We start from the raw sequence: 26,592 nt of genomic DNA, 5'->3' as shown, positions 1-26,592 counted from the left end.
GTATGGGCAAGCAAATACCCATGCTCCCTAGTCAGTTGCATGATGGCTGAGGTCTGTATCAGACCACCCTCCAGAAAGCGCTCACTCGAATCCCCGTGAATCTCACCAGCCAGGCACGCCCCGTGAGGGAACGCGCGCCATAGAAATCCACTGATCCTAAATTTGAAGCTCAGCGATGCAGCTTGAACAAGTTCGGTAGGAACCTCAATGCTGGATGTCATTAGCATGTCCCTCGGCGCCCAGCTCACTCACGATCAGAAAGTGCTGATCCCCGCCTGGAGTACGCATCAGCTTATATCCCGACCGGGCTTTCACAAGTTCCAGCGGTGGGGTGGCAACGGTCATGCCGTCGAGACTAGCCCCGGCTTTATCCCCATACACGATCGCTGCATATCGCTGCCCTACCCTTGCCGCATCGTATAGATAAGCATCAACGGTCACACCCCAATCCATGGCTTGAGCTCGGATGACGGCACTAGGAATCTCCTGGCTCTGACGCTCGACGGCTTCCTTCTCCGCGACACGCTTATGGGAAAAATTGGTCATCAAATCGAAATCTCAAAAAACGGGTCAAAGCCAGTCTGCTCGTTGGGATAACCCCGGGGATTGGAGACCACTCTGCAGCCTGCCAGCTCGACGTCCACAGCTTGGTGCGTATGGCCAAAGACCCACAAATCCGCCTTCTCGATGAGTCTGGGCCAGTCGTTGGTGTAAGCCGCATTCAGATGCCCGTCATGCTTCGTTCCCACAACTACAGGTGATGGGGCGTGGTGAGTGACGACGATCGTTTTGCCTTCAAAAGGCTGGGCAAGCTGCTGGGCCAGCCAGGCCTTGGCGGCATGGTTGCGAGTGACGAGGTCATCGGGTCTCAGGCGTCGGTATCCCGCATCAGCCCGGATGTAGTTGAAGTCGTTCATCCACTCCCAAGCCATCCTGCTCGCAGCCACCTGGTCGCCCGTTGCGGAAAAGTCCGTCCACGCTGCGGTGCCCAAGATGCGAGTGCCGTTGATGATGATGCTTTGGTTCTCGAGCAGATGGACATGGGGCTCAGCGGCGTCTCGCATTTTTTGAAGAGTTCGATCGAAGTGGCCGTCATAAAATTCGTGGTTGCCGCTGATGTACACGGTTGGGCAACTGAACGTTTCATTTGCCCACTTCACGCCACGGGCCTTCTTGTCGATGTCACCCGCAAGAATGACCAAGTCGACGTCGGGATCGAGCGCCGGCGGATCAAAGCGGTGAAATTCGTTATGCAGGTCTGAGTAAATTCGTAGCTTCATCGCTCGGTCACTTATGAATTTGCTGTGTTTCAAGGTGGTTTAGAGATTGCTCGGTGTGAGTATTCGCACACCTGTTTGACCACCTCGCCGGCACCGTTATGAGCTTTGCTGTTTCCGAATACGTTTGATCGTTCATGTGGCCTGTAACGTCTTTACTTGCGGGATTCGTGTCCCAAATGCCTAGTGGCGTACGCCAGAAAATCGTGGGCTCATTCCGTCCGGCGCCCACTCGCAAACAACGTATGAGCTGCCATTGCTTGTTTCGAAGACGTGGTATCCGTGGCTCTCGAACCTTCGACGTAGCGAGGACGTCCGAACGGTCGCTCCATCTCGAAAACGCCCGCGTTGTTCCTGGTAAACCACACCTACCAAGCAGTTGATTTCGTGATCCACGCTCGCGCAGCACATGTAAGCGGTGGCCGAAAATTCAAACTGCACGGCTATAGCACGCTCGACACTCGCGGGAATCGAGGTCGGCTTGACCTCCGCGGCGGTCTGCAAGCTGTTCAAGGATTTATAGTCTGCAGGCATAGCAATTCACTCGATCTGTCCCAGCGTGATGTCCTGTGTTGATGACCTGTGTTCAATGCACTTCGAAAAAAGGCCTGATAGCACCGTTTTCGAAGTAATGGTGGGCCACCACAAACAATCCGCCCGTGTCCGCCTCCACCACCAGGTAACCGTTGCGGTGAAACCGCCTTACAACTGGCGGCGTATGAGCTGGCAGACCCGGAGGCAGGAGGCTTATGCGGTTACAGAAGATCAACCCGGTCATCCGCGGAGGTCGATACAGCGCGCATAAAAAAAAACCCACCACGTCGTCATCTGGTATCGCCGCTTTCGCCTTTTGAATCACCGTTGGTAGCCTGTTGAAGCTGAGGTCTCTTATCGTCGACCCGAAGGTTTTGACCATGAAAGCCGAAGGGTCTGGCAATGCTGTGTGGCTCACAGGTGGTTCCTCGCTTAAATCCAGGCCTCTCGGCACATCACGCTGTTCTGTTCGCTGCACACCGATTCCGGAGACCACCGCTATCGACTTCGCGCTTTGAGCCCTTCATCCGGTTCCGAGGCCGCCTCTGCAGCTGATTACCAACATCCGACGTCACCTCGGCTGACCTAGGCTCTGCAGCTCGCCCAGGGGTAGAGGATAAAAATCACAATCGACGGTTTAGGGCTAAATTGATATCTGGTAGAGAGATGTCGCCCTGAGCTGCTGCCCTCACACGCCTGCCTGTACCCATGTCGAGGCAGGTCGAGCCACGCGCCAACGCCGTAACTGTACGACTACTATATACGGTAGAGTGTTACGGCACAACATGGCTACATCCTCGGTTTTGAGGAATGCCTGTGTCGATGAAGGTACCTTTAGCCGCGATCCTTCGCGCGCTGCGAGCTCACAAAGGGTTGACCCAAGAGTCAATCCCCGAGGGGAGCAATCGTCAGTACCTGAGTCAGCTTGAGCACGGCAAGTCGAGCCCCACATTGGACAAGCTGCAGGACTTGTCGGAAGCCTACGGGGCGTCTCCCCTATTGCTAGTCGGCGCAGCCACGCTGATCCAGGAAGGCATAACTGTTGATGCGCTCGTGGAGAGATTCGCAGACCAGATGCGCGAACTGGATGCCGCCGGCACACTCGCGGCAGCGCGGGCAGAGTTGGATGACAATGGGCTACGCAGCAGGCCAGCCGGCCGAGTGATTGATCGAGATTTGAAGACCGCTATTCAGGAGTGCAAAGCCCAGGGCTTAACCCAGGCGCAGGCGTCTCAGAATCTGGATGTGAACAAGATGACGGTCAGTCGTTACTGGCGTGAGCCAGAATGATTATTTCGGGTTGACGGATCACTAGCCCTGCGCTAGGTGATCCCTCCAAGAAGGGATGTCGGTAATGGCACTATCTAAAAGTACAAGACTTCTGGCACGTGACAAATGCTATGAAAGACACAATCAACTGAATAGCCGTGGGGCCGAATCCAACTTGTCAAGGACGCCTGCACTATTGCTCCCAGCCGCTACCATAAAATATCGGTTGTAACGAGACACAGTATCGTTGATGAGCAAGTCAAAGACAGGCCTGGGGATATGCCGTACTAGTGCCTGGCTTCCATAGACGGAAACGGGGTAGTCAAAGAAGAGCTCCATAAATGCGTCGATCAAATCAGCGGTTCGGTGCGTTTCGGTGAGACCATGTGCATTGATCCACACAAGTTTGGTGACGAATGAGGGCACCGGGCCGGGAAGCATGAGCCGTAGTGCGCCCTCCTTGCTCCTGAGCCGCTCAGCCGCGTGAAACCACGCGAGTATTCGCCTCGAAGGGAATGAAACGAACATCCCTAGATTTGCTTGTGCACCAAAAACAGCACCATTTTCGCTGACCGCAAGCGGCAAAGAGAAGCGTACTTGAGTCACGAACTGGAACAGCATATTTCCTCCAAATGATAACTATCAGTGCCTGCCACCAAACCCAGCAACAAATTCTGCTAGATAAGGGCTGCGGATTTTGGTTGAAAGCTCAGCCAGTTGGGCAAAAAGTGATCTCCCATGCTCAGGAATAAAGACGTTAGCGGATCGACCTAGCCCGGCGGTGCTATTAAAAAAATAATAACGTTGGTCAAAAAACTTGAGGTACTGCTCAGCTTCTGAGCGTTGACTGTCCTCCAAAACATCCAAAACCAAGCCCGTCAGCAGTATCGCCAACTGCCTGCGGGTAACCGGGTTTGTTAAGGGGCCCAAATGCAGATTGTATCGAAAGAGTTGAACCTCAGCCCCAACGGACTTCTTGGGAAACAGAGAGGCAATTATGCCATGTCGAGGATAAAGAAATATTTGTATTATCGTCCGAATCAACCGCCACTCAGAGTCAAATCCACTATCTAAGGCTCTAGCCTCAACGCTGGAAATAAAGGACTGTATCGACAGTAATGCATCTATCACTTGCGGGGTCAGATTAGGATGGGGGAATGCCAAAAAACTTGACTGTGAATGGTAGTCAGAAAAAAGCCTCACCGCCATATTAAGTTTATAATTGTGTTTTCCTGGCGTGTCGACCAATGAAACAAGGTGCACAGGGCAAACAGTTTGTGTGACTGAGCACCACTCAGTAAGCATTGTAGGAAGCTTGAATGATCGAATATGATCACAAAAGCACTCATAGCAAAAGGCTCCACGATAATAGCGTGGTATCAGCCAAGTGCTTTTCGGGGCGAAGAACGAAACGTCAGAATCTACCAGGCCCAACTGCTTCAGAGCGCACCTGCTGAACTCGCTGGAAAAATTAAAGTCGGGATCAAAATCATCGTTTTGCATGCAGCGTTGATACATCCCCAAAAGCTGGTGGATGGATAAATCACTGTAGATGGAAACGGCTCCTTGGCGGTACAACCAAGATGAAAACAGCTCGTTCTGGACTGGTACACTCATATGAAATGCCTGCGTCCTTATTTCCATTGGCGCATGTAAAGAGGATGGCAGAGATGCAACATGGTGGAAGCCAGATTACCTCCTGTTCTTTTATAGAGCTCCCCTAATGCTGAGCTAGAAACATTGTTTAATCCAATTGAGGCGGCGAAGCTCTTAAAGTGAGCAATATACTGACCAAGGTCTGCGAAGCTACGCAAATGATATTCGTCACGCCCCTGAACCCCCTTAATATCACTATGCTGGATACTGCGATCGTGATCCCATCTAGACAATGTCTGAGAAATGATAAAGCTCATGCCCGGCAGTGCCGAGGCAATTTTACTAAGGTGCCCTATAGTCATTTTTCTCATTGGAATAGTCACAGCAAAATCATCGATATCCTCAACAAGCAGTCTCATAATCGACTGCAGTTCAATGAGAGGATATATAAAGGCTGGAATCGGTGCCCGGTGTGAGATACCCTCACCGCCCAGCCCCAAGTGATGGTAAAACGTCTCAAGCAAGTTGAGGTCACTCATCGCTGGTCTTGATACGAATTTAAGACATGCTGACCCCATATCTTCCCCAAGACATTCCATTAATGTCGAAAGGCCTGATCCTGGCTCAGCGTTAATTATAATTATGGTCGGCTGAGCCAAGGCCAGCTGAGCTGATATCGCATCATGGATATCTTGCTGGCATGGGGTCAAACTACTTCTTCGATTTATCTGCATTGCGATCTACCTTGGGAATATGCAAGTTAAATCCGAACCGCATCGCAATATCACGCAAACGAGGGAACTGCTCCGGCGCGATGCGCTCTGCTCCTGAGTCAATAGCATCCATGGCTAGACATTTCATGATCTTGACGACGTTATCCATGATCCCTAACGACTCGGTATGGATTAACGTTCTAAGCTCCGGGGATGCGAGGTCGGATTTGAGCTTAAGCGGGAGATGAGCCTCATAGGTTGCTATGAAATTAACAAAATCCTGCCCCATCTCCCAATCTTTGACAACAAACTGCACAAAACGACGGTCGATGATTCGATCCAGCATAACGATGTCGCGTGCCTCCGTATTGCCAAAGGCGATTACACACAATTTCAGAGTACCCGACAGATTACGCATCAGCGAAAGAAGCGTACGTTTTTGAGCATATGGCTGTAGAAGGGCATCATTCAGCTCATCAAGGACGATGGCACATACGTTGTTAACCCTTATGTAATTTAGTATTAAGTCTTCCTTCCTGGCTGTGTTGCGGCCACCGACCTCAATGCCAAAGGCCTCACAGATCCGATCAAGGAGTTTATGGCGACTCGTATTTTCGGACAGCTCAACAAAGACCATTTTTTTATCGGAGTTCGCGCTTAGAAACTTCAGGCGATGCCACGCGGCCGTTTTTCCGTCCCCCCCTTCTCCGTGTATAAATATGCAAGATGCTTGAATCTGGTTCCTTGTATACAACATATGGCCTATACATTCGAACATCAAAGCAAACTTTGGAGTATCGATCCAAAAGTCATGCCTGCAAATTTCGATACGTTGAGTTGCAGAGAGATCAAGCTTATAGCGATGCTCTAGCAAAACGTGATCGTAATCTGAAGATGCGTCCATAGTCATTTTTTGAACCTGTCAATTATTAGCGTAGGTTGCATAATCTCCGGAACGCCCCGACTGCTTTGGATGATACGCGGCGCGCCAATTACTGGCTGGATCGCCGGGGGGGTGGGTAGCCGCTCTGTCTGCGCCGTGATATCTTTAGGTGGTCTCGGCTTTTTGTTAGGCTGAGTCTCCACTTCAATTGCTAGTTCGCGCTGTCGCCTCTGGGCTTCCAGAGCATGCTCATCATCAATGAGCCCCGCTGGCGCGCGGTGGCCGACATGCCTGGCACTAGACAAAGCCTTATGGCTGCAATAAGACTCCCAGTTGTTGGAGAGGCGGTTTTTAGTGTAGGTGCACGGAACATGTAGAAATCTTCCAGGAACCAATACCCATATCGAGCTCAGGTCGCCGGACTGATACCGTATCTCAACATTTCTTGCGCCGATGTAAGGATCTAGTTCGGGACTGTGATATCTTCTGCCTGAAAAATTTATTCCATATATCTGAATTGTATGATTATAAGATGGAGCCAAAAACTCAATTTCGAAGCGTTCCCTCTGATCTTGCAGGATCACTCTTTCATGGTCTAGAGCCCCCTGCGAATCGTAAGAATTCCACGCCTGACGCGGAGTACTCCCCAGACCTTCATGATGCGTCCCGTGGTAAATAATCGCTTGATCAAACAGGTATTTAGCGCATTGCGCAATATCATACTTAGCATCAAGTTCTGGGGTTAACCCCGCCCGCTGAATCACATTGCTGCCTGTATTTCCTGGCAGAAAATGTATTTCGTTCATAAATGTGCCTATAACGCGTTCGATCAAGCCACCGTACCACTTCTTGCCGATTGGGCGATGATCCCAATCCATCCCCCATCTTTTGCACATTGCAATGAACCTAGGGCTAGTGAACTCAGCAGCATTGTCTGTGTAAATTAGGAAGGGTATCCCGTAATATGGGTAAACTCTGGAGTCAAGCCCCCAGGACTCTAAAAAAGTACATTTATCCAGAACTGCAAAAGCCAACGCACTTGCAACTGTTCTTAAACTAGGGGGGCGGAGGCTCAGATGCAGACCAAGTATCACCCTGGTAAGGGCGCACATTATTATCGTCAACCAAGGACGGCCTACCAATACATCACGATCAAATTCGTCGACCAACATGATGTCGACCATAGTGTGATCCATCTGCACTTGCTGAAGCACACGTTCCATGATCTTTTTCTTAGGTTTAGCTATATACTTATTATCACCAGCCTCCTTTCCATATTTTTTGTAGTATTTAACTTTTTCGGGCTTTGCAGCTACAAATTTCCTACACTGATACTTACTGGGCGGCAACTCATCTTCAGGAACTAGCCCTTGAGCGTACTTCCAGACTTTAGCTGATGATGCACTCGGCCCGTTGTATTTCTCCTGAAACGAAAGTTCAAGAGCACTTAGCTGCCCGGGCGTTAGCTTATGGCTGCCCGGCTTCGTTCCCCTCTTCTTTCTCGCCAAGTCAAGATAGCTATTAGATTCTGAGAAGGATTTATACAGATTGTAGAATTGACTTTTTTTTACTTCCAATAGCTCCATCGCTTTAGCTTGACCTATCATGCCATCCCTAACTTGCTTGAAAATGGCATCTCGCTTCCGGGCAAGACGCAACTCTGCATCACTCACATCTAGAGCTTCATACGGTACTGCGGATTGAGTAACGGTAACGTTTGCGGGTTTCCAGGGTGCTGGGATCCTCAGGGGTGACACCTTAACTCGAATCGGCTTGGAGGTATGGATTGATACGGCCGTGCGAATTTCTTTGCTCACCTTTCTCGCCACCTATTATGTCGAAGCAATAGCAAATACCACTGGGTATGGTATCGATCCCTACATGCGTACTGGTAACAGTAATAGTTAACTTCACCAAAATGGTGAGTCGGCTTTGTAGGATCTAGGCGCGGCTCTCCTTATCAGAAACACTCCACTGAAACAACAGCTGCGGAAAATTCTATTCATGATCATTTGGCATCATCGTGCATGGTTGGCGTTAATGGGTGAGCGAGTTCTGGAGGTGCTGTTAATATCTGGCGTCAGTTACTAATGACTGAAGGTAGCTCAGCGTCCCGATGGCCACAACAATTTTTTTCACACCCTAAACCGCCAACAAACTGACAGCATGATTAACTGATTAATTGATAGGAAAAGAGCGCAATTAATCTAACCTTTCTTGCGATTTATTTTGCAAGTCAAAACAGTCAGTTGCGAGACAGGAAATTGTTTAATCACAAATTGAATTCTACAATAAGTGCGTTAATCGAAGTTTAAAGCCTAGTGATTTTAGTTATAGCCACAAACGAAGTTCGATGTTTTTTGTTCTGTCACGTCGCGCCTCTGATGCGCCCGAGTAGAATTCGCAGTCCCTGCTGCGAGACCATATCCTCGATTCTAAGCTTATGACACCTGTCGATCGACGCGCTCATAAATACTGACAGCGCTTCCCCAACGCTCGCCTGTTAAGGCTTCTCGATGCAGGTAGGCGCCCAGAAACGCGATCGCGTTGAGTGCTATACGATAACGAAGGAAGGAGGTTGCCATAGCCGGGCCTAATAATGCGCACATGCTTCTTTACAGGTTCACGCCTCATGGGAGCAGATCCCATATGGTAGAAGCCGGGTAGTCGTGGTGATACGGTGTGATGCAGTTTGCTCCGGTTGCCCCAGCCTCTGGGCGATCGCTGTCATTAAGACGGTATGAGGCTTGTGCACTTGTGAGAAGCAGGCACCTTTGAACGCATTCGCCCTTCTGGAAAGCGCGAGTGGTAGATGAACGTTGCACGGTACACAGCCGGGTCGCGAGTTATCGTACAACTGCCTATGCTTGCGCCCGTTACGTGCAGTCTTTGAGTGGAAAACAGCTGTAATTGCAGCACTTAATTGGAATCGAGAAATCTGTTTTCCAGCCAAGGACTGCCGAGACTGATTTTAGTCAATAGAATCAATCTCCTACGGAAATCCTATTAACTGGTGACCGTCACAAACCACCTGCACTGTTGCGTCCTCAAGCGTTCCCTCATTGCGGCATAAAAACCAACCCTGATCGGCAGCCGCTCGCTCGAACGCTTCAGTACACGCCACATGCTGCTCCACTGCATGGATCACTGTACTGCTCAGCCCACGACGTCGTGCCGCGGCCCTCATCCACGAAATATCCGGCGCAGTCACCACGCCAACATGCAGGTCTGGCACTCGCACGTTTCGATCCAGGTTCATCTGCAGAATCTCTGCAAACGGGATTGCCCGCCGAAACGCTGCATCAGATGGGTACCAGCGATCGATCAAGATAATGCTGCCGGGTGGCTGTTCCGGCAGCACGTGTTGGGAGATCCAGGCGCGGCTATCAGCAAAGCGCTCACACACCCGCAACTCCAATTCGCGGATGGAATTTCTCACGAACTGATTAACCAGAGCCATTGTTTGCTCTCTATAGGGATCGCGTTTGCTCTCGCTCAGTCGGATGACCTTTTTATCGTCGGCCCTCAGTACTTTCGTAACGGCCTCCAACAGTGTGGTTTTGCCGACGCCTTTGGGCCCATCCAGAGAAACAAACAGCGTGCGAGTCATTGTTCGCATCATGAGCAGAGAGTGATGAGTACTCTAACCTGATTGTTGATTGACCCGCCTGAATTCCAGGCTTGCCGGTATGGCTCGACACGGCGGCTTAGAGCGGCTGCACAAATAAAGTGCACGAGTATGTGATAAACGCATACCCCATTCTCAAACGTCATAATCCCCGGCCCGCCTGCGTGGTAATCTCGCTCGACCACGAATAGACATAGATCGTCACATGACGATGACCAGAGCCAGGAAAGAACATGCCGAAAAAATCTCACTCAGCGCTGCGCCGTAATTTCCGTGAATTGCTTGCAACACCCGCATGCGTTGAAACCGCTTCCGTATTTGACCCGATGTCGGCGCGTATTGCCGCCGACCTGGGGTTTGAGGTTGGCATCCTGGGGGGCTCCGTTGCCTCGTTGCAGGTACTGGCTGCACCTGACTTTGCATTGATCACGCTGAGTGAGTTCGTTGAGCAGGCCACCCGCATTGGGCGTGTCGCCCAGTTGCCGTTTATTGCCGACGCCGACCACGGCTACGGCAATGCCCTCAACGTGATGCGCACTGTGGAAGAGCTTGAGCGCGCCGGTGTTGCGGCACTGACCATTGAAGACACCCTGCTGCCCGCGCAATTCGGGCGCAAATCCACTGATCTGATTTCTATCGGCGAAGGCATCGGCAAAGTGCGGGCGGCCCTAGAGGCCCGTGTCGACCCTGAGCTGTCGATCATCGCGCGCACCAACGCCGGCGTGCTGCCCACCGAAGCGGTGATCGAGCGCACCCTGGCCTATCAAAAAGCCGGTGCCGACGGGATTTGCATGGTCGGTGTCAGCGACTTCGAACACCTGGAAAAGATCGCCGAAAACCTCAGCGTACCGCTGATGCTGGTGACCTACGGCAACCCCAAACTCAATGATAGCCAGCGCCTGGCCAGCCTGGGCGTGCGTGTGGTCGTTGCTGGCCACGGCGCTTACTTTGCCGCGATCAAGGCCACCTACGATAGCCTGCGCGCCCAGCGCCAATTGACCCACAGCACGTCGAACCTCAGCGCCACCGAACTGACGCATACCTATACGTTGCCGGAAAGCTATGTCGCTTGGGCTGAAGAGTTCATGGACGTAAAAGAGTAATACCTTGGCAATACCCGAGGGCAATCAACCCGGCTGCCCTCCTCCTTGTTAGTTAAACTAACCCGCGAACTAAAAACCCCGCCAACGAAAAAATCCGCCGCAGAGTCTGCGGCGGCAACCAAAGGATTTTGTCGAAGCAGAGCGGCTAAGACAGACCCAACGTTACACCCCTCGCCGATTAAACAGTGTGAAGTTTAATTAATCGAGTTTCATCCTCTGCCTGGCTGCAGGCCGCGTGAACTGTGCTTAGAATCAGCCTCGGCAAACATGTCGAACACAATAAAAACGTGTAACGCCTCACCTGAAAAACCCTGCCATACAACTTTATGCAGCATCCAATATGTGCGGTATTTCTGTGCGCGTTAATTATTCCGGGGAAGTAACAACATGATCAAACAGTGCAGCCTGTTAGCGCTGGCGGTGTGCGCCAGTATCAGCCAAATCGCGTTTGCCGACGCCGTTACAGACCAAGCCGACTCCAAGGGTTTTATCGAGGGCAGCAGCGTCACCGGGTTGTTGCGCAACTACTACATGAACCGCAACCGCGAAGGTGGCCGGGCCGATAACATCGACTGGACCCAAGGCGCGATGCTCAACTACGCCTCGGGCTTCACCCAGGGCACCATCGGCTTCGGCGTGGATGCCTACGCCTACGGCGGGCTGAAACTCGACGCCACCCATGCGGATGCCGGCACCGGTAACCTGCCGACCGACCGGCACGGCGACCCGGAGGATGCCTACGGCTCCGTCGGCGCGGCGGTAAAAATCAAGGTCTCCAAGACTCAGCTGAAATTCGGTGACATGCAGCCCACCGCGCCCGTCTTCGCCACCGGCGGCACCCGCCTGTTGCCGCAGACTGCCACCGGCTTTGACCTGACCAGCAGCGAAATCGCCGGCCTGGACCTGGAAGCCGGGCACTTCACCAGCACCAACAGTGGCATGACCAGTAACCATGACCACGATATCTACGCCACCTACGCGAATATCCCAGCCAACAGCGCAAGTTTTGTCGGCGGCAAATACACCTTCACGCCGTCCCTGAGTGCGACGCTGTACGCCGGCGAACTGGAAGACATCTGGCGCCAGTACTACACCAACCTCAACTACGTGATCCCACTGGGGCATGACCAATCGCTGGCCCTGGACGGCAACCTGTACCGCACCCTCGACACCGGCAGCGCCAAGGCCGGTGCGATCAACAACACCACGTATTCGGTGGCGGCGGCGTACTCGTTCCTGCAGGCCCATACGCTGACGCTGTCGTTCCAGAAAGTGCACGGCGACACGCCCTTTGACTACATCGGCACCGGCAATAACGGCGCGGGCGAAGGCGGCGACTCGGTGTTACTGGCCAACTCGGTGCAGTGGGGCGACTTCAACGGCCCGGGCGAACAGTCCTGGGGCATTCGCTATGACCTCAACCTGGCCAGCTATGGCGTGCCGGGGCTGAGCTTTATGACCCGCTACATCAACGGGTCGGACATCAATGGCACGCACACCCCGGACCACAGCGCCTACAGCGGCGACTACGGTGCCGATGGCGCCCACCATGAAACCGATGTGGAGGCCAAGTACGTGATCCAGAGCGGCCCGGCAAAGAACCTCTCGCTGCGCGTGCGCGATGCCATCGTGGCGTCGAATGCCGACCAGCGTGACGGTGACTTGAACGAGCTGCGGCTGATCGTCGACTACCCGTTCACCCTGCTATAAACCGCCCCCCCCCTGTGGCGAGGGAGCTTGCTCCCGTTGGGTCGCGCAGCGGCCCCAAAAGAGGGGACTGCTACGCAGTCCTACGGGAGCAAGCTCCCTCGCCACAGGTGCAGTGTCTACAAGGGTTACCCAACCCAGCCTATGGCGGCTTTAGGGATCACTTCCGATTCATCCAGCTTCGACGCAAACATGCTCACCGCCTGCACTGCATCGCTGGTACTGGTGCGAATCTGCAGGATCACCGACCCGGCCTGGTCGGCCAGGTTCACGCCACGTTGCGCGCCTTCCTGGGTGGCATTCATGCTGGTCACCGCGTCGCGGGTTTCCGACAGGATCAAGCCGATCATCTCGGCGATTTCCGTGGTGGAACGGCTGGTACGCCCGGCCAATTGCCGCACTTCATCGGCCACCACCGCAAAACCACGGCCTTGATCGCCCGCCCGCGCGGCTTCGATAGCGGCGTTGAGTGCCAGCAGGTTGGTCTGGTCGGCGATCCCGCGAATGGTATTGACGATGGCAGTGATCTGCTCGGAACGGTCGCCCAGTTGCCCGACCAGCCGTGCGGAAGCGCCAATGTTGTCGGCAATGCGGCGCATCTCGCTGGCAGTCTCCTGGATAACCTGGGTGCCATGCTCGGCGAAGCGCTCGGTTTCGGATGATATGTGATAGGCCCGCGAAGCGCCGCGGGAGTCCTCTTCGAACTTCTCGACGCGCTCGGTGATATCGCTGGCAAACTTGACGATCTTGATCAACTTGCCGTCGCCGTCGTACACCGGGTTGTAGCTGGCTTCCAGCCACACCACACGGCCATGTTTGCCCAGGCGCTTGAATTGCCCGGTGAAGAATTCACCGTTATTCAGGCGGCGCCAGAAGTCGGCGTATTCGTTGCTGTTGACCAACACCGGTTCGCAGAACACCTGGTGATGTTTGCCTTTGATCTCCGCCAGTGAATAGCCCATCACGTTCAAGAAGTTCGGGTTGGCATCCAGCACCTGGCCACGCAAGTCGAATTCGATCACCGCCATTGCTCGGTCCAGTGCGACCAGCTTGCTGCGAGTGGCAGCCTCTTGTTCGACCTTCTCGGTGACGTCCAGCGCGTACTTGACCACTTTCAACACCTGGCCACGTTCATCGAGCACGGGGTTGTAGCTGGCTTCAAGCCAAATGGTCTTGCCGTTGGCGTCCACGCGCTTGAAGGTGCCCGAGACAAATTTGCCGGCTTTGAGCTCGCTCCAGAACTGGCTGTAGGCCGGGCTGTTGGTCAACGCGGGCAAGCAAAAGTCACGGTGGGTTTTACCCGCCAGCTGTTCGCTGCGGTATCCCAGGGTGTTCAGGAAGTTGTCGTTGGCACGCAGCACCTTGCCGTTCAGGTCGAATTCGACCACGGCCATCGAGCGCTCCAGTGCGGCTATCAGTCCTTTGTACTCGGTGACTTCGGCCGTCCTGGCCGTCAATTCTGTCTTGAGTGTCTTATTGAACATGGACGTACCCTCAGCCTTGCGGAGAACCCTGTATCTCTTATCGCTATCGGCTGTTGAATACGCGACTTTACGCGTTAAAAATGATTATTTTCTGGCGTCAATTAGTCGATCATTCAGGGCTTCAAATCGTGCGACGCGAAGCGTTCGCGCATGCCCTCGCTGGCCGCCGGGCCCGCCTGTATCAGGCACGCATCCCACGGCACGACTTGCCCTTCGGCGTTTGCCATCACCGGTTGCAGCGCGCGGCCGGTGTCACGCTCCACCACCTCGACACTGGCGCCCTCCTCGGCGTAATGCCGATTGCCCCACGCCACCAATGCCATCAGGACCATGCGGAAATCCTCGCCCTTGGCCGTGGGTACGTATTCATGGCGCGGCGGGCGTTCGCTGTAGGCCCTGCGCTCGAGCATCCCCGCCTCCACCAACGCCGTGAGGCGGCGTGTGAGCATGTTCGGCGCAATCCCCAGGCTGCGCGAGAACTCGTCGAAGCGGCGCAAACCGTGCAGCGCGTCGCGCATGATCAGGATGCTCCACCACTCCCCTACCCGCTCAAGGCTGCGGGCGATGGGGCATTCGTCGCTGATGAGGGACTTGCGTTGCATGAAGGTTCCTATACGCCGGTGCAAAGTTGTGGGGTGCCATGTTACTTTCATGATGATAGTGACGTCCACTGAGTCTGTATCCCTCAACGCAAGCGGAGTCGATTGATCATGAGTAAACGTATCGTGGTAACAGGCATGGGCGCGCTGACGCCCTTGGGCGCCAACGTGGCATCTACCTGGCAGCGCTTGTTGAACGGGCAGTCGGGCATCCGCCGCCTGCCGGAAGACCTGATCGGCGACTTGGCCGTGAGCGTCGGCGGCCAAGTGCAAAGCGCGCTGCAAGACCCACAGGCTGGCTTTGACCCGGACCTGCTGCTGGCCGCCAAGGAGCAGCGCAAAATGGACCGGTTTATCCTGTTCGCCCTGGCTGCAGCGGATGAAGCCTTGAAACAAGCCGGCTGGGCGCCAAAAACCCTCGAAGAGCAGGAGCGCACCGCCACCATCATCGCCTCCGGCGTCGGCGGTTTCCCGGCCATTGCCGACGCGGTGCGCACCACCGACAGCAAAGGCCCGCGACGCCTGTCGCCGTTCACCATCCCGTCATTCCTGAGCAACATGGCCGCCGGGCATGTGTCGATCAACTACGGTTTGAAAGGCCCGCTGGGCGCGCCGGTGACCGCGTGTGCGGCAGGCGTGCAGGCGATTGGCGATGCCGCGCGGATGATCCGTGCCGGCGAGGTCGATGTGGCGGTGTGCGGCGGTGCCGAAGCGGCGATTCACCGGGTCAGCCTGGCCGGGTTTGCGGCGGCGCGCGCCTTGTCCAGCGACTTCAACGACAGCCCCGAACGCGCCTCGCGGCCGTTCGACCAGGCCCGCGATGGTTTTGTCATGGGCGAAGGCGCCGGTATCCTGGTCATCGAAGAACTCGAACACGCCTTGGCTCGCGGTGCACAACCGATTGCCGAGCTGGTGGGCTATGGCACCAGTGCCGACGCCTACCACATGACGGCCGGCCCGGAAGACGGCGACGGTGCGCGCCGGGCGATGCAGCAAGCGTTACGTCAGGCTGGTATCGAGGCCTCACAGGTGCAGTACCTGAATGCCCATGCCACCTCGACTCCGGTGGGTGACAAAGGTGAATTGGCCGCCATCAAAACCGTGTTCGGCGCCAGTGGCAGCCCGGCGATCAGTTCGACCAAGTCCGCCACCGGCCACTTGCTCGGCGCAGCGGGTGGCATCGAGGCGATCTTCACCGTGCTTGCCCTGCGCGATCAGATCGCGCCGGTGACGCTCAACCTGGAACACCCGGACGCCCTCGCCGAGGGTCTCGACCTGCTGCGCGGCACGGCGCGGCCCATGGCGATTGAATACGCGCTGTCCAACGGCTTCGGCTTTGGCGGCGTGAATGCCAGCGTGCTCTTCCGCCGCTGGCAGTAGTTTGCCCCTGGGGTAATTTTCGGGGACCATGGGCGCCTTTCTGTTATTGCCAACCAGAGGCGCCCATGGCCAACCACGACCTGCACTACACCCCCGACCCGGATGCCGATTCGATTTCCTCCGACGTGATCGGTTTCAACGGCATCCTCGTCTCCACCCAGATCCCGACCCGCGCCGACGGCAGCCTGGAACTGGGCGATATCACCGCGCAAAGCGAATGTACCCTGCAAGCACTGAAAGTCGCCCTGGAAAAGGCCGGCAGCTCCATGGACCGGGTCATGCACCTGACCATTTATCTGACCGACATGGCCGACCGCGCCGCCTTCAACGAGGTCTACAAACGCTTCTTTGCCAAGCCCTGGCCCGTGCGCGCTGCACTTGGCGTGGCTGCGCTGGCGGTAGAAGGCATGCGCGTGGAAGTCACCGCAATGGCCGCCCAAGCCTGAAGTGATGCCGGTCAGGCATTTCACAGCTACAATGCGCGCCTCAACCGTGACAAGCCTGACTAAAAAAACTATGTCCTTGCCCAAGCACCACCTGGAATTGCTCAGCCCTGCCCGCGATGTGGCCATCGCGCGCGAGGCGATCCTGCATGGCGCCGATGCCATCTACATCGGCGGCCCAAGTTTCGGCGCGCGCCATAACGCGTGCAACGACGTGAGCGACATTGCTCAACTGGTCGAATTCGCGCGCCGTTACCACGCGCGGGTGTTCACCACCATCAACACCATCTTGCATGACAACGAACTGGAACCTGCGCGCAAGCTGATCCATCAGCTCTACGACGCAGGTGTCGACGCGTTGATCGTGCAAGACCTGGGCGTGATGGAGTTGGATATCCCGCCGATCGAGCTGCACGCCAGCACTCAGACCGATATCCGCACCCTGGCCCGCGCCAAGTTCCTCGACCAGGCCGGTTTCTCACAGCTGGTGCTGGCCCGTGAGCTGAACCTGCAAGAGATCCGCGCGATTGCCGACGAGACCGATGCTGCCATCGAGTTCTTCATCCACGGCGCCCTGTGCGTGGCGTTCTCCGGGCAGTGCAATATCTCCCACGCGCAGAACGGCCGCAGCGCCAACCGTGGCGATTGCTCCCAGGCCTGCCGTCTGCCGTACACCTTGAAGGATGACCAGGGCCGCGTCGTGGCCTTTGAAAAGCACCTGCTGTCGATGAAAGACAACAACCAGAGCGCCAACATCCGCGCCCTGGTCGAAGCCGGCGTGCGTTCGTTCAAGATCGAGGGCCGCTACAAGGACATGGGCTATGTGAAAAACATCACCGCCTATTACCGCCAGCGCCTCGACGACGTGCTCGAAGACCGCCCGGACCTGGCGCGCGCCTCGAGCGGGCGCACCGCGCATTTCTTCCTGCCCGACCCGGAAAAAACCTTTCACCGTGGCAGCACCGATTATTTCGTCACTGACCGTAAGATCGACATCGGCGCCTTCGACACGCCGACATTCACCGGCCTGCCGGTAGGTGTGGTGGAAAAAGCCGGCAAGCGCGACCTGCAAGTCATCACCCATGAGCCGCTGTCCAACGGCGATGGCCTGAATGTGCTGATCAAGCGCGAAGTGGTGGGTTTCCGCGCCAACATCGCCGAAGCCAAGGGCGAGTTCGAGGAAGACGGCCAGAAGCGTTACCGCTACCGCGTCGAGCCGAATGAAATGCCCGCCGGCCTGCACCAGCTGCGCCCGAACCATCCGCTGAACCGCAACCTCGACCATAACTGGCAACAGGCGCTGCTCAAAACGTCCTCCGAGCGCCGTATCGGGCTGACCTGGGTTGCCCGTCTGCGTGAAGAACAGTTGGAAGTCACTGCGACCAGCGAAGAAGGCATCAGCGCCAGCGTTACCCTGCCCGGCCCGTTCGGCGTGGCCAACAAGCCGGAACAGGCGCTGGACACCCTGCGCGACCTGCTCGGCCAATTGGGTACTACCGAATACCACGCGACAAACATCGAACTGGACGCGCCGCAGGCGTTTTTTATCCCCAACTCGCAGCTCAAGGCCTTGCGCCGCGAAGTGATCGAAGCCCTGACCGCCGCCCGCGTGGCCCAGCACCCACGTGGTGGGCGCAAGGCCGAAACCTCACCGCCGCCGGTGTACCCGGACGCGCACCTGTCGTTCCTGGCCAACGTGTACAACCAAAAGGCCCGCGACTTCTACCACCGCCACGGCGTCAAGCTGATCGACGCAGCCTTCGAAGCCCATGAAGAAACCGGCGAAGTGCCGGTGATGATCACCAAGCATTGCCTGCGCTTCTCGTTCAACCTGTGCCCAAAACAGGCCAAGGGTGTGACGGGGGTCAAAACCAAGGTGGCGCCGATGCAACTGATCCATGGCGATGAAGTGCTGACCTTGAAGTTCGACTGCAAGCCCTGCGAGATGCATGTGGTGGGCAAGATCAAGGGGCATATCCTTGGCCTGCCGCAGCCGGGCAGTACCGTGGAGCATTTCAACCCGGAAAACATCATCTTTCAGGGTACGCACTAGCCCTTGGGGAGCGGGGCCACCACCAGCCCCGCTGCAACCCCGCTGCCGCCAGCAGGATGGCCGCCACACCCAGCCATTGCAGCCAACCCAGGCGATGCCCGAACGCAATCCAGTCGACAAAAATCGCCGCAATCGGGTAGATAAACGACAGTGCCCCGGTAATCGCCGTTGGCAGTTTCTGTATTGCGCCATACAGCAAGACGTACATCAAACCGGTGTGTACCACCCCAAGCGTCACCAGTGCCGCCCAGGCATTGGCTGACACCGGCAGGCTGTTCCAGGGCACCAGTGGCGCGAGCAGCACTGCGCCGGTTGTCACCTGGATCAACGCCATCAAGTGCGGCGGCACGTCCTTCAAGCGCTTGATGATCAGCGCGGCAATCGCATACAAAAATGCCGCACCCAACGCCAACGCAATCCCTGCCAGGTAATCCCCACTGCTGGCCGACTGGTCGCCATGAGCGGTGACAATCGCCAGCATCCCCAGGAACGCCACGCTCAACCACGCGAGCTTCTGTAGGGTGATTTTCTCGCCGAGAAACAACGCGGCCAGCATCACCAGCATGAACGGCTGCACGTTGTACACCGCCGTACTGATGGCAATCGAAGCCCGCGAATAGGACTCAAACAGCAGCAGCCAGTTGCCCACGATGGCCACGCCGCTGAGCATCGCCAGCCCGAGCTTAGCCCAACTGAGCAGGTCCAGCCGCAGGTAACCGAGCAGCGCGCACACCAGCAGCAGCGTCAGCGCACCGATCACACAGCGCCAGAACACCACTTCGATCACCGATACGCCCGACACCAGCACAAACCAGCCGATGGTGCCCGAGATCAGCATCGCGGCAACCATTTCCCACGACCCGCGACGGATGGATGTGTCCATGTTTCATGCTCCTCAAGTGAGGCTCAAGTATGGCAATCTGATGGGCAGCGGCTCCAGCGCCTAAAATAGGCCAGCAGGCCAAATGACCTTTATTAATTAGGCAGCCAGCATGATTGACACTATCGACCAGCAACTGATTAGCGCCTTGATGGATGACTCGCGATTATCGCTCAAGGCCCTGGCGGCTATCACCGGGTTGTCTTCGCCGAGTGTGGGTGAGCGCCTGCGCCGCCTCGAAGAGCGTGGTGTACTCACCCACTACACCGTTGATATCGACCCCAGCCACTTCGGCTACCTGCTGCAGGCCATCGTGCGCATCCGCCCCTTGCCGGGCAAATTGCAGGAGGTGGAGCGCCAGATCCAGGCGATCCCCGAGTTCACCGAATGCGACAAGGTCACCGGCGAAGACTGCTTTATCGCCCGTCTGCACGTGCGCACCATGGATCAGCTGGATACCCTGCTCGACCGGATCAACGTCTATGCCGAAACCAACACCGCGATTGTCAAGAAAACCCCGGTAAAACGGCGCCTGCCGCCTCTGGCCGGCTAGAGCCTTATTGAAGGCCCAGCACGGCTTATGTGGCGAGCGGGCTTGCCCGCGTTGGGACGCGAAGCGGCCCCAGTCAAGGCGCTGCGGTGTGCCAGGTAGGTTGAGGCGCCTGGCTTGGGGCCGCTTCGCAGCCCAACGCGGGCAAGCCCGCTCGCCACGAAAGGTGCGTCGGGCGCACAGCAGTCCCTGGAACGCGCGATACCGCACTTCCAGCACCTGCTGAAGGCCCAGCACGGCTTATGTGGCGAGCGGGCTTGCCCGCGTTGGGACGCGAAGCGGCCCCAGTCAAGGCGTGTCGGCTATATTAGCCGTGCAGTGCTTTCGCGGCGCACAGCAGTCCCTGGAACTTGCCATACCGCGCTTCCAGCATCGGCTGTTGTAGCCCATCTGGCAGGTACCGCGCCTTCACTGGCAGGCCTGCCGCCGAATCCACGCTTATCGCCATGAACCCCAGCTTTGCCGCGCCTATACACGCGCTCAACTCGCTGCCCTGCAAGGTGAAGATTTCCCGTTGCAGGATATTCGCCAGCAACTGCGCCCAATATTCACTGCGCGCGCCGCCGCCCACCAGGGCACATGAACTGACATCCGCACCGGTGGATTGCACCGCGCGCAACGCGTCGAGCAGGCCGAAACCCACGCCTTCCATCACTGCGTAACCGAGCATGGCCGGGGTGCAATCATGGCCCAGGCCCATAAAGCCGCCGCGCAGCAACGGGTCGTTGTGCGGCGTGCGTTCGCCGGCGAGGTACGGCAGGAACAACGGCGCATCCAACGGTACTGGCTGACTGATCGGCCACTGCGCCTGGACGTGATCCAACAATGTTTGTTCGTCCGGCATGCCGGTCAGCCGGGTGACCCAACGCAGGCAACTGGCGCCGGCCAGCATGGCGCCCATGGTGTACCAGCGATTGGGCAGCGCGTGGCAGAAGCTGTGCACCGCGCTGGTCGGGTTGCCGGCTGCGTGGTCGGTGATCGCGACAATCGCCGCGCTGGTGCCCAGGGTAATAAAACCGTCTCCGGCGTTGATCGCGCCGATGCCCACCGCCGCCACCGGGTTATCGCCGCCGCCGCCGGCAATCACCACCCCAGGCGACAAGCCCAGGCGCGCCGCAATGCTTGCACTCAGCATCGCGCTTGCCGCGCCGCCCTCCACCAGGCGCGGCATTTGCCCGGGCGCAAGCCCGGTGGCGTGCAGCATAGGGCTGAACCATTCGCGCTGCGCCACATCCAGCCACAACGTGCCGGCCGCGTCGGACATCTCGCTGATGCGCTCACCACTCAGGCGTAAGCGCAGGTAGTCCTTGGGTGACAGTACACAGTCAATCGCCGCGAACACCTCGGGCTCGTGGCGTTGCAACCACAGCAGTTTCGGCGCGGTCAGCCCGGCCATCGGCAAGCTGCCGGTGACCTCGGCAAAGCCGACCCCGAGGGTTTGCGCCTCGGCCATGGCGCGCGAGTCGTCCCACAGGATCGCCGGGTACAACACCTGGTCGTCGTCACCCAGCACCACCGCGCCGTGCATCTGCCCCGACAGGCCGATACACGCCACACGGGCATAGGCCGCGTGGCCGCGCAACTGGTCGAGTGCCTGCAGGCAGGCTTGCCACCAGTCCTGCGGCGCCTGCTCCGACCAGCCGCTGTGGCGCCGGGATACGCTCAAGCGCACACCGGCATGGGCCAATATTTGGCCGTCTGCATCCATCAGGATGGCCTTGAGTTCCGAGGTGCCGAGGTCGATGCCGAGGGATACAGGATTGCTCATACGCGGGTCATTCCAATCAGAGACAGCCACATGAATTACGCAGTTGCAAGGTCGGCGCCAGGCGCACACTACGGGCGGGCGCGGTTGGCAACGCCATGCGTTGCAGCAACAGTTCCACCGCTTGCGCGCCCAGCGCCTGCACTGGCTGCGCGATCAACGTCAGGCGTGGGACAAAAAAATCCGCCCAGTCAAAATCGTCGAAGCCCACCAGGGCCATCTGCCCCGGTACGTCGAGTTGCGCGTCACGCAAGGCGTGCATCGCGCCAAGGGTCATCAGGTTATTACCGGCCATGATCGCCGTCGGCGGCGCAGCCAGGCCCAGCAATTGCACAGTGGCCTGCCGCGCCGGCTCGGTGTTGGAGCCGCCGTTGACCACCAGTTGCGGGTCAAACGCCAACCCCGCCGCTTGCAACGCCGCGCGGTAGCCGGCAACGCGCTCGTCGGTGGTACTGAACCCCGTGCGCCCGGCGATAAAGCCGATACGCCGATGCCCGTGGCCGATCAGGTGTTCAATCAGGGCCTGGGTGGCCTGGGCGTTTTCCACTCCGACCTGATCGAACTGCTCACTCATCATCCGATCAACCAGCACCGCAGGCATCTCGTTGGCCTGCAGATATTCCAGGGCCATCGAGCCATTCGACGGTGCCAGCACAATGCCGTCGACGCGCCGGTGGTGCAGCGCCGTGACCACCCGCAGCTCCTGCTCCGGGTCATCGTGGGTGTCGACAAACAACATCATGTAGCCGTGCTTGGCGCACGCGGTTTCAATCGCGTGCACCGTTTCGCTGAAGTAATGGTTGGACAACGCCGAGATCGCCACGCCAATCGTGTTGGTACTGGAGCGGGCCAGCGAGCGCGCCAGGGTGTTGGGGATATACCCCAACTCCTGGATCGCGCGCTGTACCGCCTGCACCGTGGCCGGGCTGACCTTGCGTGTGCCGTTCAACACATGTGACACGGTCGACGACGACACCCCCGCCCTGCTTGCCACGTCATCCATGGTGACCACGGCGCGTTTCCTCTCACTGAATCAATGTTTACTCGACCAGCCGCTGTAGGTACCGACGTTATCGCGGGTGATCAGTTTTGGCGTGAGCAGGGTAACCGCTTCGGCCGGGGCTTTGTCATTGAGGATGTCATTGCCGACGTTCACGGCAGTCTGGGCCATGGCCCACGGGTCCTGGCTGGACGAGGCCTGGATCTGCGTATCGGTTTTCAGGGCATTCTCGATATCCGGCGCGCCGTCCACCGAGGTAATGATGATGCCGCTGCGCTTGAGCTGCTTGGCCGCCAGGTCACTGCCGATGGCTTGCGGGTCGTTGATCGCAAACAGGCCGTCGATTTTCGGGAAGCGTGTGAGGTAACCCTGCATCACGTTCAAGCCGCCTTCGCGCGAGCCTTTGCCATCCTGGTCGTCGGACAGCACCTTGATCTCCGGTGCACCGGCCAAGGCGGCCTTGCAGCCTTTGACGCGATCGGTCACGGCGGTGACTTGCGGGCCGTTCTGGATAATCACATTGCCTTTGCCCGAGAGCTTGTCCACCAGGTATTGGCAGGCGAGTTTGCCGGCTTCGACGTTGTCGGTCTGCACGGTGGCATTCACGCCCTTGGCTTCCACGTCCACAGCGACCACGACAATCCCCGCATCCCGGGCTTTTTTGATCGCCGAGGCCATCGCCGATGGGTCGACGGCATTGATCAGGATCAGGTCGACCTTGGACGAAATAAAGTTATCGATCTGCGAAAACTGCTTGCTCAAGTCATAGTCGGCCGACACCGACGTGACCTTGACGTTGGGGTTCAACTCCTTGGCCCGGGCAGTTGCGCCATCGGCCAGGGTCACGAAATACGGGTTGCCCAGCGAGCCCATGCTGATGCCGAGGGCTTTGAGCTCACGGGCTTCGACGGCTTGGGACATCAGGGCAGCCAAGGCAATAACGGGAAAGATGCGTTTGAAGTTCATGCCGGTCTCTCTTGTGATTGTTGTTGGAGTGAAATCAGGTCCGTGCACCGGACTGGCGATAGCGATCCAGCGCGACCGCGCCAATGATCACAATGCCCTTGATGATGTATTGCCAGATATCCGACACCCCCAGCAGCACCAGGCCATTGGTGAGTACCGCAATAATCAGCGCGCCGATCAGCGTGCCGCCGATGGTGCCGACACCGCCGGTAAAGCTGGTGCCGCCGAGGATCACAGCGGCAATCGCGTCCAGCTCGTAGGATTGCCCGAGTTGCAGGCCATTGGCGGCGAACAGGCGCGAAGCACTCATCACCGCGCCCAGCCCGGCCAACGCGCCGGACATCGCGTAGACAAACAGCAGCACCTTCCACACCTTGATCCCCGACAGCCGCGCGGCCTCCGGGTTGCCGCCCACCGAGTAAATCTGCACGCCCATCACCGTGCGCCGCAGGATGAACCACGACAACCCCACCACCGCCACGGCGATCACCACCAGCCAGGGCACGCCGAGGATCGAGTCATTGCCGATAAAGGCAAACGGCAGGTCGGGGTTGAACACGGTTTTGTCGTCGGCCAACAGGCGTGCCAGACCGCGCATGGCGGTCAGCGCGCCGAGGGTGACGATAAACGGCGGCAGGCGCATAAAGGCGATCAAGCCGCCGTTGACCAGGCCCAGTAACAGGCCAAAGCCGATCCCGGCGGCGATCCCGAACATGCCGAATTGTGGCGACATCGAGGCCTGCAAGGCCACCACTGCCGACGCCGCCAGAATCGCGCCCACCGACAAGTCGATGCCGGCCGTGAGGATCACAAAGGTCATGCCCGCCGCCAATACCACATTCACCGAGGCTTGCTGGGTGATGATCGACAGGTTCTGTACGGTCAAAAAGTTTTCACTCGCCAGGGCAAAGCCCACCAGCAGCAATATCAGCACCGGCAGCATGCCGACTGTGCGCATCAGCTCTCGCGCGCGTTCAGCCTTGCCGGTTGTCGCAATCATCGAATCAGCCATGGTTAACCACCTGATCGCCACCGGTGGCGAGGTCAATAATACGTTCCTGGGAAATGACGTGGCCCGAGGCCCCGCCGACTTCGGCCACCAACTGGCCTTCGCGCATGATCAACACGCGGTCGCATGTACCAATGATTTCCGGCAGCTCGCTGGAGATCACTACAATGCCCACGCCGGCCTGGGCCAGTTGATTGATGATGCGGTAGATTTCGGACTTGGAGCCGATGTCCACGCCGCGTGTCGGTTCGTCGAGGATCAACACATGCGGCTTGACCTCCAGCAGCCGCGCCAGCAGCACCTTCTGTTGATTGCCACCGGATAGCGCACCGACATTGACCTTGCCCGACGCCACCCGAATCGACAGTGACTTGATTGCGTCATTCGCGCGTTGCGCGGCATGGCTGCGGTCCAGCACGCCACCGGCATGCGCGTCCGGTACGCAGGCGCAGACGTTGATGTTGTCCGCCACGCTCATGTCAAGGAACAGCCCCTGGGCCTTGCGGTCTTCGGTGAGGTACACCACGCCCGCCCGAATCGCATCCGCCGGGGTGCGCAGTTGGGTGACCGTCTTGCCCACCACTTCGAGGGTGCCGCTGGTGCGTGGGTCGGCGGCGAAGATCAGCCGTGCCAGCTCGGTGCGCCCTGCCCCCACCAGCCCGGCAATGCCCAACACTTCACCGGCGTGCAGGTCGAAACTGCAGTTGCGCACGCGTTTGCCGTCGGCCATGTCGCGCACGCGCATCACTACGTTGCCGGGGTTGTACGCGGCGTGTTCCTTCTTGTAGAAGCCGGACAGGTCGCGGCCCACCATCATTTTCACCAGCACTTCGGCCGACAGCGCGTCGCGGGTCAGTTCGCCGATGTATTGGCCGTCGCGCAGCACCGAGACGCGGTCCGACAGCTCGTAGATCTCCGCCATGCGATGGCTGATATAGATGATCGCCAGGCCCTGGCTGCGCAGTTGCTTGATCAGCGTGAACAGCCGGTCGGTCTCACGCGACGATAACGGCGTGGTCGGTTCGTCCATCACCAGGATCTTGGCGTGGGCATGCAATGCGCGGGCGATCTCCACCAGTTGGCGTTCGGCAATCGACAGGCTGCTGACCGTGGTCCCAGGCGTGAACTCGGCGCCCAGGCGTTGCAGCACCTCCACGCAACCGGCCTGCATGCCCTTGCGGTCGATGGTCCAGCCGCGGCGCAGTTCGCGGCCCAGGTAGATGTTTTCGGCCACGCTCAGGTTCGGGCACAGGCTCAGTTCCTGATAGATCACGGCGATGCCGAGGGCTTTGGCGGTGGCAGGGTTGTAGGTAGCGATGGGTTGGCCGCCGATGCGGATTTCACCGCCTGGATCGGCCTGGTAGGCGCCGGAGAGGATTTTCATCAAGGTGGATTTGCCGGCACCGTTCTCCCCCATCAAGGCGTGGATTTCGCCGGGGTAGACCTTCAGGCCGACAGATTTGAGCACGCGCAGACCGTTGAAGGTTTTGCTGATGCCCTGCATCTCAAGCAAGGGTTCAAGGCTCATGGATGAGCTCCTGGATTTATTATTTTTGTAATCGAGTGCCGCCGACTCTAATGCAGATATATTTGCTTACGCAAGCGCTTGCGCCTACCAATAATCGATTAGTGAAACGTTTCATCAACGAAGAATCGTGATTTGCACCTAAATGAGTGCCAACCCCTTCAAAAGAGTGTGTGGTGCCATCCAAACGCCATAATCTCTGCTATTGTCCAACTACCTCATCTCCTC

General features: G+C 57.6%; 24 protein-coding genes. 7 read left to right on the top strand and 17 right to left on the bottom strand.

All coding sequences use genetic code 11. The features are described 5' to 3' along the window. Positions 1-204: 204 nt before the first annotated feature. The 3 genes from CXQ82_RS15405 to CXQ82_RS15390 all read right to left on the bottom strand — a co-directional run bounded on the left by CXQ82_RS15405 (position 205) and on the right by CXQ82_RS15390 (position 2,229). Positions 205-546: a hypothetical protein gene (locus tag CXQ82_RS15405; protein ID WP_101270422.1), complete on the bottom strand. Its 342-nt coding sequence runs from the start codon at positions 544-546 to the stop codon at positions 205-207. Then, on the bottom strand, positions 546-1,280 hold the full coding sequence (locus tag CXQ82_RS15400) for a metallophosphoesterase (RefSeq protein ID WP_101270420.1): 735 nt from the start codon (positions 1,278-1,280) through the stop codon (positions 546-548). The genes CXQ82_RS15405 and CXQ82_RS15400 overlap by 1 nt, the downstream gene beginning before the upstream one ends. 583 nt (positions 1,281-1,863) lie before the next feature. Continuing rightward, a complete protein-coding gene (locus tag CXQ82_RS15390; protein ID WP_101270416.1) occupies positions 1,864-2,229 on the bottom strand; it encodes a hypothetical protein in 366 nt (121 codons plus the stop codon). Between the two features lie 404 nt (positions 2,230-2,633). Between CXQ82_RS15390 and CXQ82_RS15385 the strand changes: the two genes are divergently transcribed. After that, positions 2,634-3,101 carry a helix-turn-helix domain-containing protein gene (locus tag CXQ82_RS15385; protein ID WP_101270413.1) on the top strand — a complete coding sequence of 156 codons (468 nt, stop codon included), beginning with the start codon at positions 2,634-2,636 and terminating at the stop codon, positions 3,099-3,101. 123 nt (positions 3,102-3,224) lie between these two features. On the opposite strand, the gene CXQ82_RS15380 is transcribed toward CXQ82_RS15385, so the two are convergent. From CXQ82_RS15380 to CXQ82_RS15350, 6 genes are all read right to left on the bottom strand, one after another. After that, a complete protein-coding gene (locus tag CXQ82_RS15380; RefSeq protein WP_101270411.1) occupies positions 3,225-3,701 on the bottom strand; it encodes a hypothetical protein in 477 nt (158 codons plus the stop codon). Positions 3,702-3,722: 21 nt separating this feature from the next. Continuing rightward, on the bottom strand, positions 3,723-4,697 hold the full coding sequence (locus tag CXQ82_RS31260) for a hypothetical protein (protein WP_157832163.1): 975 nt from the start codon (positions 4,695-4,697) through the stop codon (positions 3,723-3,725). 17 nt (positions 4,698-4,714) lie between these two features. Then, positions 4,715-5,215 carry a hypothetical protein gene (locus tag CXQ82_RS15365; protein ID WP_101270403.1) on the bottom strand — a complete coding sequence of 167 codons (501 nt, stop codon included), beginning with the start codon at positions 5,213-5,215 and terminating at the stop codon, positions 4,715-4,717. Between the two features lie 172 nt (positions 5,216-5,387). Next, entirely contained in the window at positions 5,388-6,299 is a 912-nt protein-coding gene (locus CXQ82_RS15360; RefSeq protein WP_101270400.1) for a TniB family NTP-binding protein, read from the bottom strand. Further along, entirely contained in the window at positions 6,296-7,945 is a 1,650-nt protein-coding gene (locus tag CXQ82_RS15355; protein ID WP_101270398.1) for a Mu transposase C-terminal domain-containing protein, read from the bottom strand. Before CXQ82_RS15355 ends, CXQ82_RS15360 begins: the two co-directional genes overlap by 4 nt. 1,319 nt (positions 7,946-9,264) lie before the next feature. Further along, positions 9,265-9,882 (bottom strand): dTMP kinase, encoded by a 618-nt coding sequence (locus CXQ82_RS15350; RefSeq protein WP_101270396.1) that lies wholly within the window; start codon positions 9,880-9,882, stop codon positions 9,265-9,267. A 251-nt stretch (positions 9,883-10,133) separates the two neighbouring features. On the opposite strand from CXQ82_RS15350, the gene CXQ82_RS15345 reads away from it, so the two are divergent. Together CXQ82_RS15345 and CXQ82_RS15340 are read left to right on the top strand one after the other, a co-directional pair. Further along, positions 10,134-11,003 carry an oxaloacetate decarboxylase gene (locus CXQ82_RS15345; RefSeq protein WP_101270394.1) on the top strand — a complete coding sequence of 290 codons (870 nt, stop codon included), beginning with the start codon at positions 10,134-10,136 and terminating at the stop codon, positions 11,001-11,003. 387 nt (positions 11,004-11,390) lie between these two features. Continuing rightward, positions 11,391-12,713, top strand: coding sequence for an OprD family porin (locus CXQ82_RS15340; RefSeq protein ID WP_101270392.1), 1,323 nt, complete (start codon positions 11,391-11,393; stop codon positions 12,711-12,713). Positions 12,714-12,838: 125 nt separating this feature from the next. Here CXQ82_RS15340 and CXQ82_RS31770 read toward each other — a convergent pair whose 3' ends face one another. Continuing rightward, on the bottom strand, positions 12,839-14,194 hold the full coding sequence (locus CXQ82_RS31770; RefSeq protein ID WP_101270390.1) for a PAS domain-containing methyl-accepting chemotaxis protein: 1,356 nt from the start codon (positions 14,192-14,194) through the stop codon (positions 12,839-12,841). A gap of 113 nt (positions 14,195-14,307) precedes the next feature. Continuing rightward, positions 14,308-14,796: a helix-turn-helix domain-containing protein gene (locus CXQ82_RS15330; RefSeq protein WP_101270388.1), complete on the bottom strand. Its 489-nt coding sequence runs from the start codon at positions 14,794-14,796 to the stop codon at positions 14,308-14,310. Positions 14,797-14,904: 108 nt separating this feature from the next. Here CXQ82_RS15330 and fabF point away from each other — a divergent pair, with 108 nt between their 5' ends. The 3 genes from fabF (at position 14,905) to CXQ82_RS15315 (ending at position 18,669) form a co-directional block, all read left to right on the top strand. Beyond that, a complete protein-coding gene (gene fabF / locus CXQ82_RS15325; RefSeq protein WP_101270386.1) occupies positions 14,905-16,173 on the top strand; it encodes a beta-ketoacyl-ACP synthase II in 1,269 nt (422 codons plus the stop codon). 65 nt (positions 16,174-16,238) lie between these two features. Next, positions 16,239-16,619 carry a RidA family protein gene (locus tag CXQ82_RS15320; RefSeq protein ID WP_101270384.1) on the top strand — a complete coding sequence of 127 codons (381 nt, stop codon included), beginning with the start codon at positions 16,239-16,241 and terminating at the stop codon, positions 16,617-16,619. A 70-nt stretch (positions 16,620-16,689) separates the two neighbouring features. Next, entirely contained in the window at positions 16,690-18,669 is a 1,980-nt protein-coding gene (locus CXQ82_RS15315) for a U32 family peptidase (protein ID WP_101270382.1), read from the top strand. Here CXQ82_RS15315 and CXQ82_RS15310 read toward each other — a convergent pair. Then, on the bottom strand, positions 18,647-19,552 hold the full coding sequence (locus CXQ82_RS15310; protein ID WP_101270380.1) for a DMT family transporter: 906 nt from the start codon (positions 19,550-19,552) through the stop codon (positions 18,647-18,649). The two genes, CXQ82_RS15315 and CXQ82_RS15310, sit on opposite strands and share 23 nt — an antisense overlap. Before the next feature lie 109 nt (positions 19,553-19,661). Between CXQ82_RS15310 and CXQ82_RS15305 the strand changes: the two genes are divergently transcribed. Next, positions 19,662-20,102 carry an Lrp/AsnC family transcriptional regulator gene (locus tag CXQ82_RS15305; RefSeq protein ID WP_101270378.1) on the top strand — a complete coding sequence of 147 codons (441 nt, stop codon included), beginning with the start codon at positions 19,662-19,664 and terminating at the stop codon, positions 20,100-20,102. Positions 20,103-20,406: 304 nt separating this feature from the next. Here CXQ82_RS15305 and xylB read toward each other — a convergent pair whose 3' ends face one another. The 5 genes from xylB to CXQ82_RS15280 are packed head-to-tail and all read right to left on the bottom strand — an operon-like array spanning position 20,407 to position 26,367. Then, positions 20,407-21,867 (bottom strand): xylulokinase, encoded by a 1,461-nt coding sequence (gene xylB / locus CXQ82_RS15300; protein ID WP_101270376.1) that lies wholly within the window; start codon positions 21,865-21,867, stop codon positions 20,407-20,409. A gap of 16 nt (positions 21,868-21,883) precedes the next feature. After that, complete coding sequence (locus tag CXQ82_RS15295; protein WP_101270374.1) at positions 21,884-22,876, bottom strand: LacI family DNA-binding transcriptional regulator; 993 nt, start codon at positions 22,874-22,876, stop codon at positions 21,884-21,886. Positions 22,877-22,897: 21 nt separating this feature from the next. Next, complete coding sequence (locus CXQ82_RS15290) at positions 22,898-23,830, bottom strand: ABC transporter substrate-binding protein (RefSeq protein WP_101270372.1); 933 nt, start codon at positions 23,828-23,830, stop codon at positions 22,898-22,900. Between the two features lie 34 nt (positions 23,831-23,864). Continuing rightward, the gene (locus CXQ82_RS15285) at positions 23,865-24,842 is read right to left on the bottom strand and encodes a hypothetical protein (protein WP_101270370.1); all 978 of its coding nucleotides are present in this window, start codon (positions 24,840-24,842) and stop codon (positions 23,865-23,867) included. After that, positions 24,835-26,367 carry a sugar ABC transporter ATP-binding protein gene (locus CXQ82_RS15280; protein ID WP_101270367.1) on the bottom strand — a complete coding sequence of 511 codons (1,533 nt, stop codon included), beginning with the start codon at positions 26,365-26,367 and terminating at the stop codon, positions 24,835-24,837. Before CXQ82_RS15280 ends, CXQ82_RS15285 begins: the two co-directional genes overlap by 8 nt. Positions 26,368-26,592 lie beyond the last annotated feature (225 nt).

It is taken from the genome of Pseudomonas sp. S09G 359, from assembly GCF_002843605.1.
Taxonomy (GTDB): domain Bacteria; phylum Pseudomonadota; class Gammaproteobacteria; order Pseudomonadales; family Pseudomonadaceae; genus Aquipseudomonas.
This window is presented reverse-complemented; position numbering and strand designations above follow the sequence as displayed.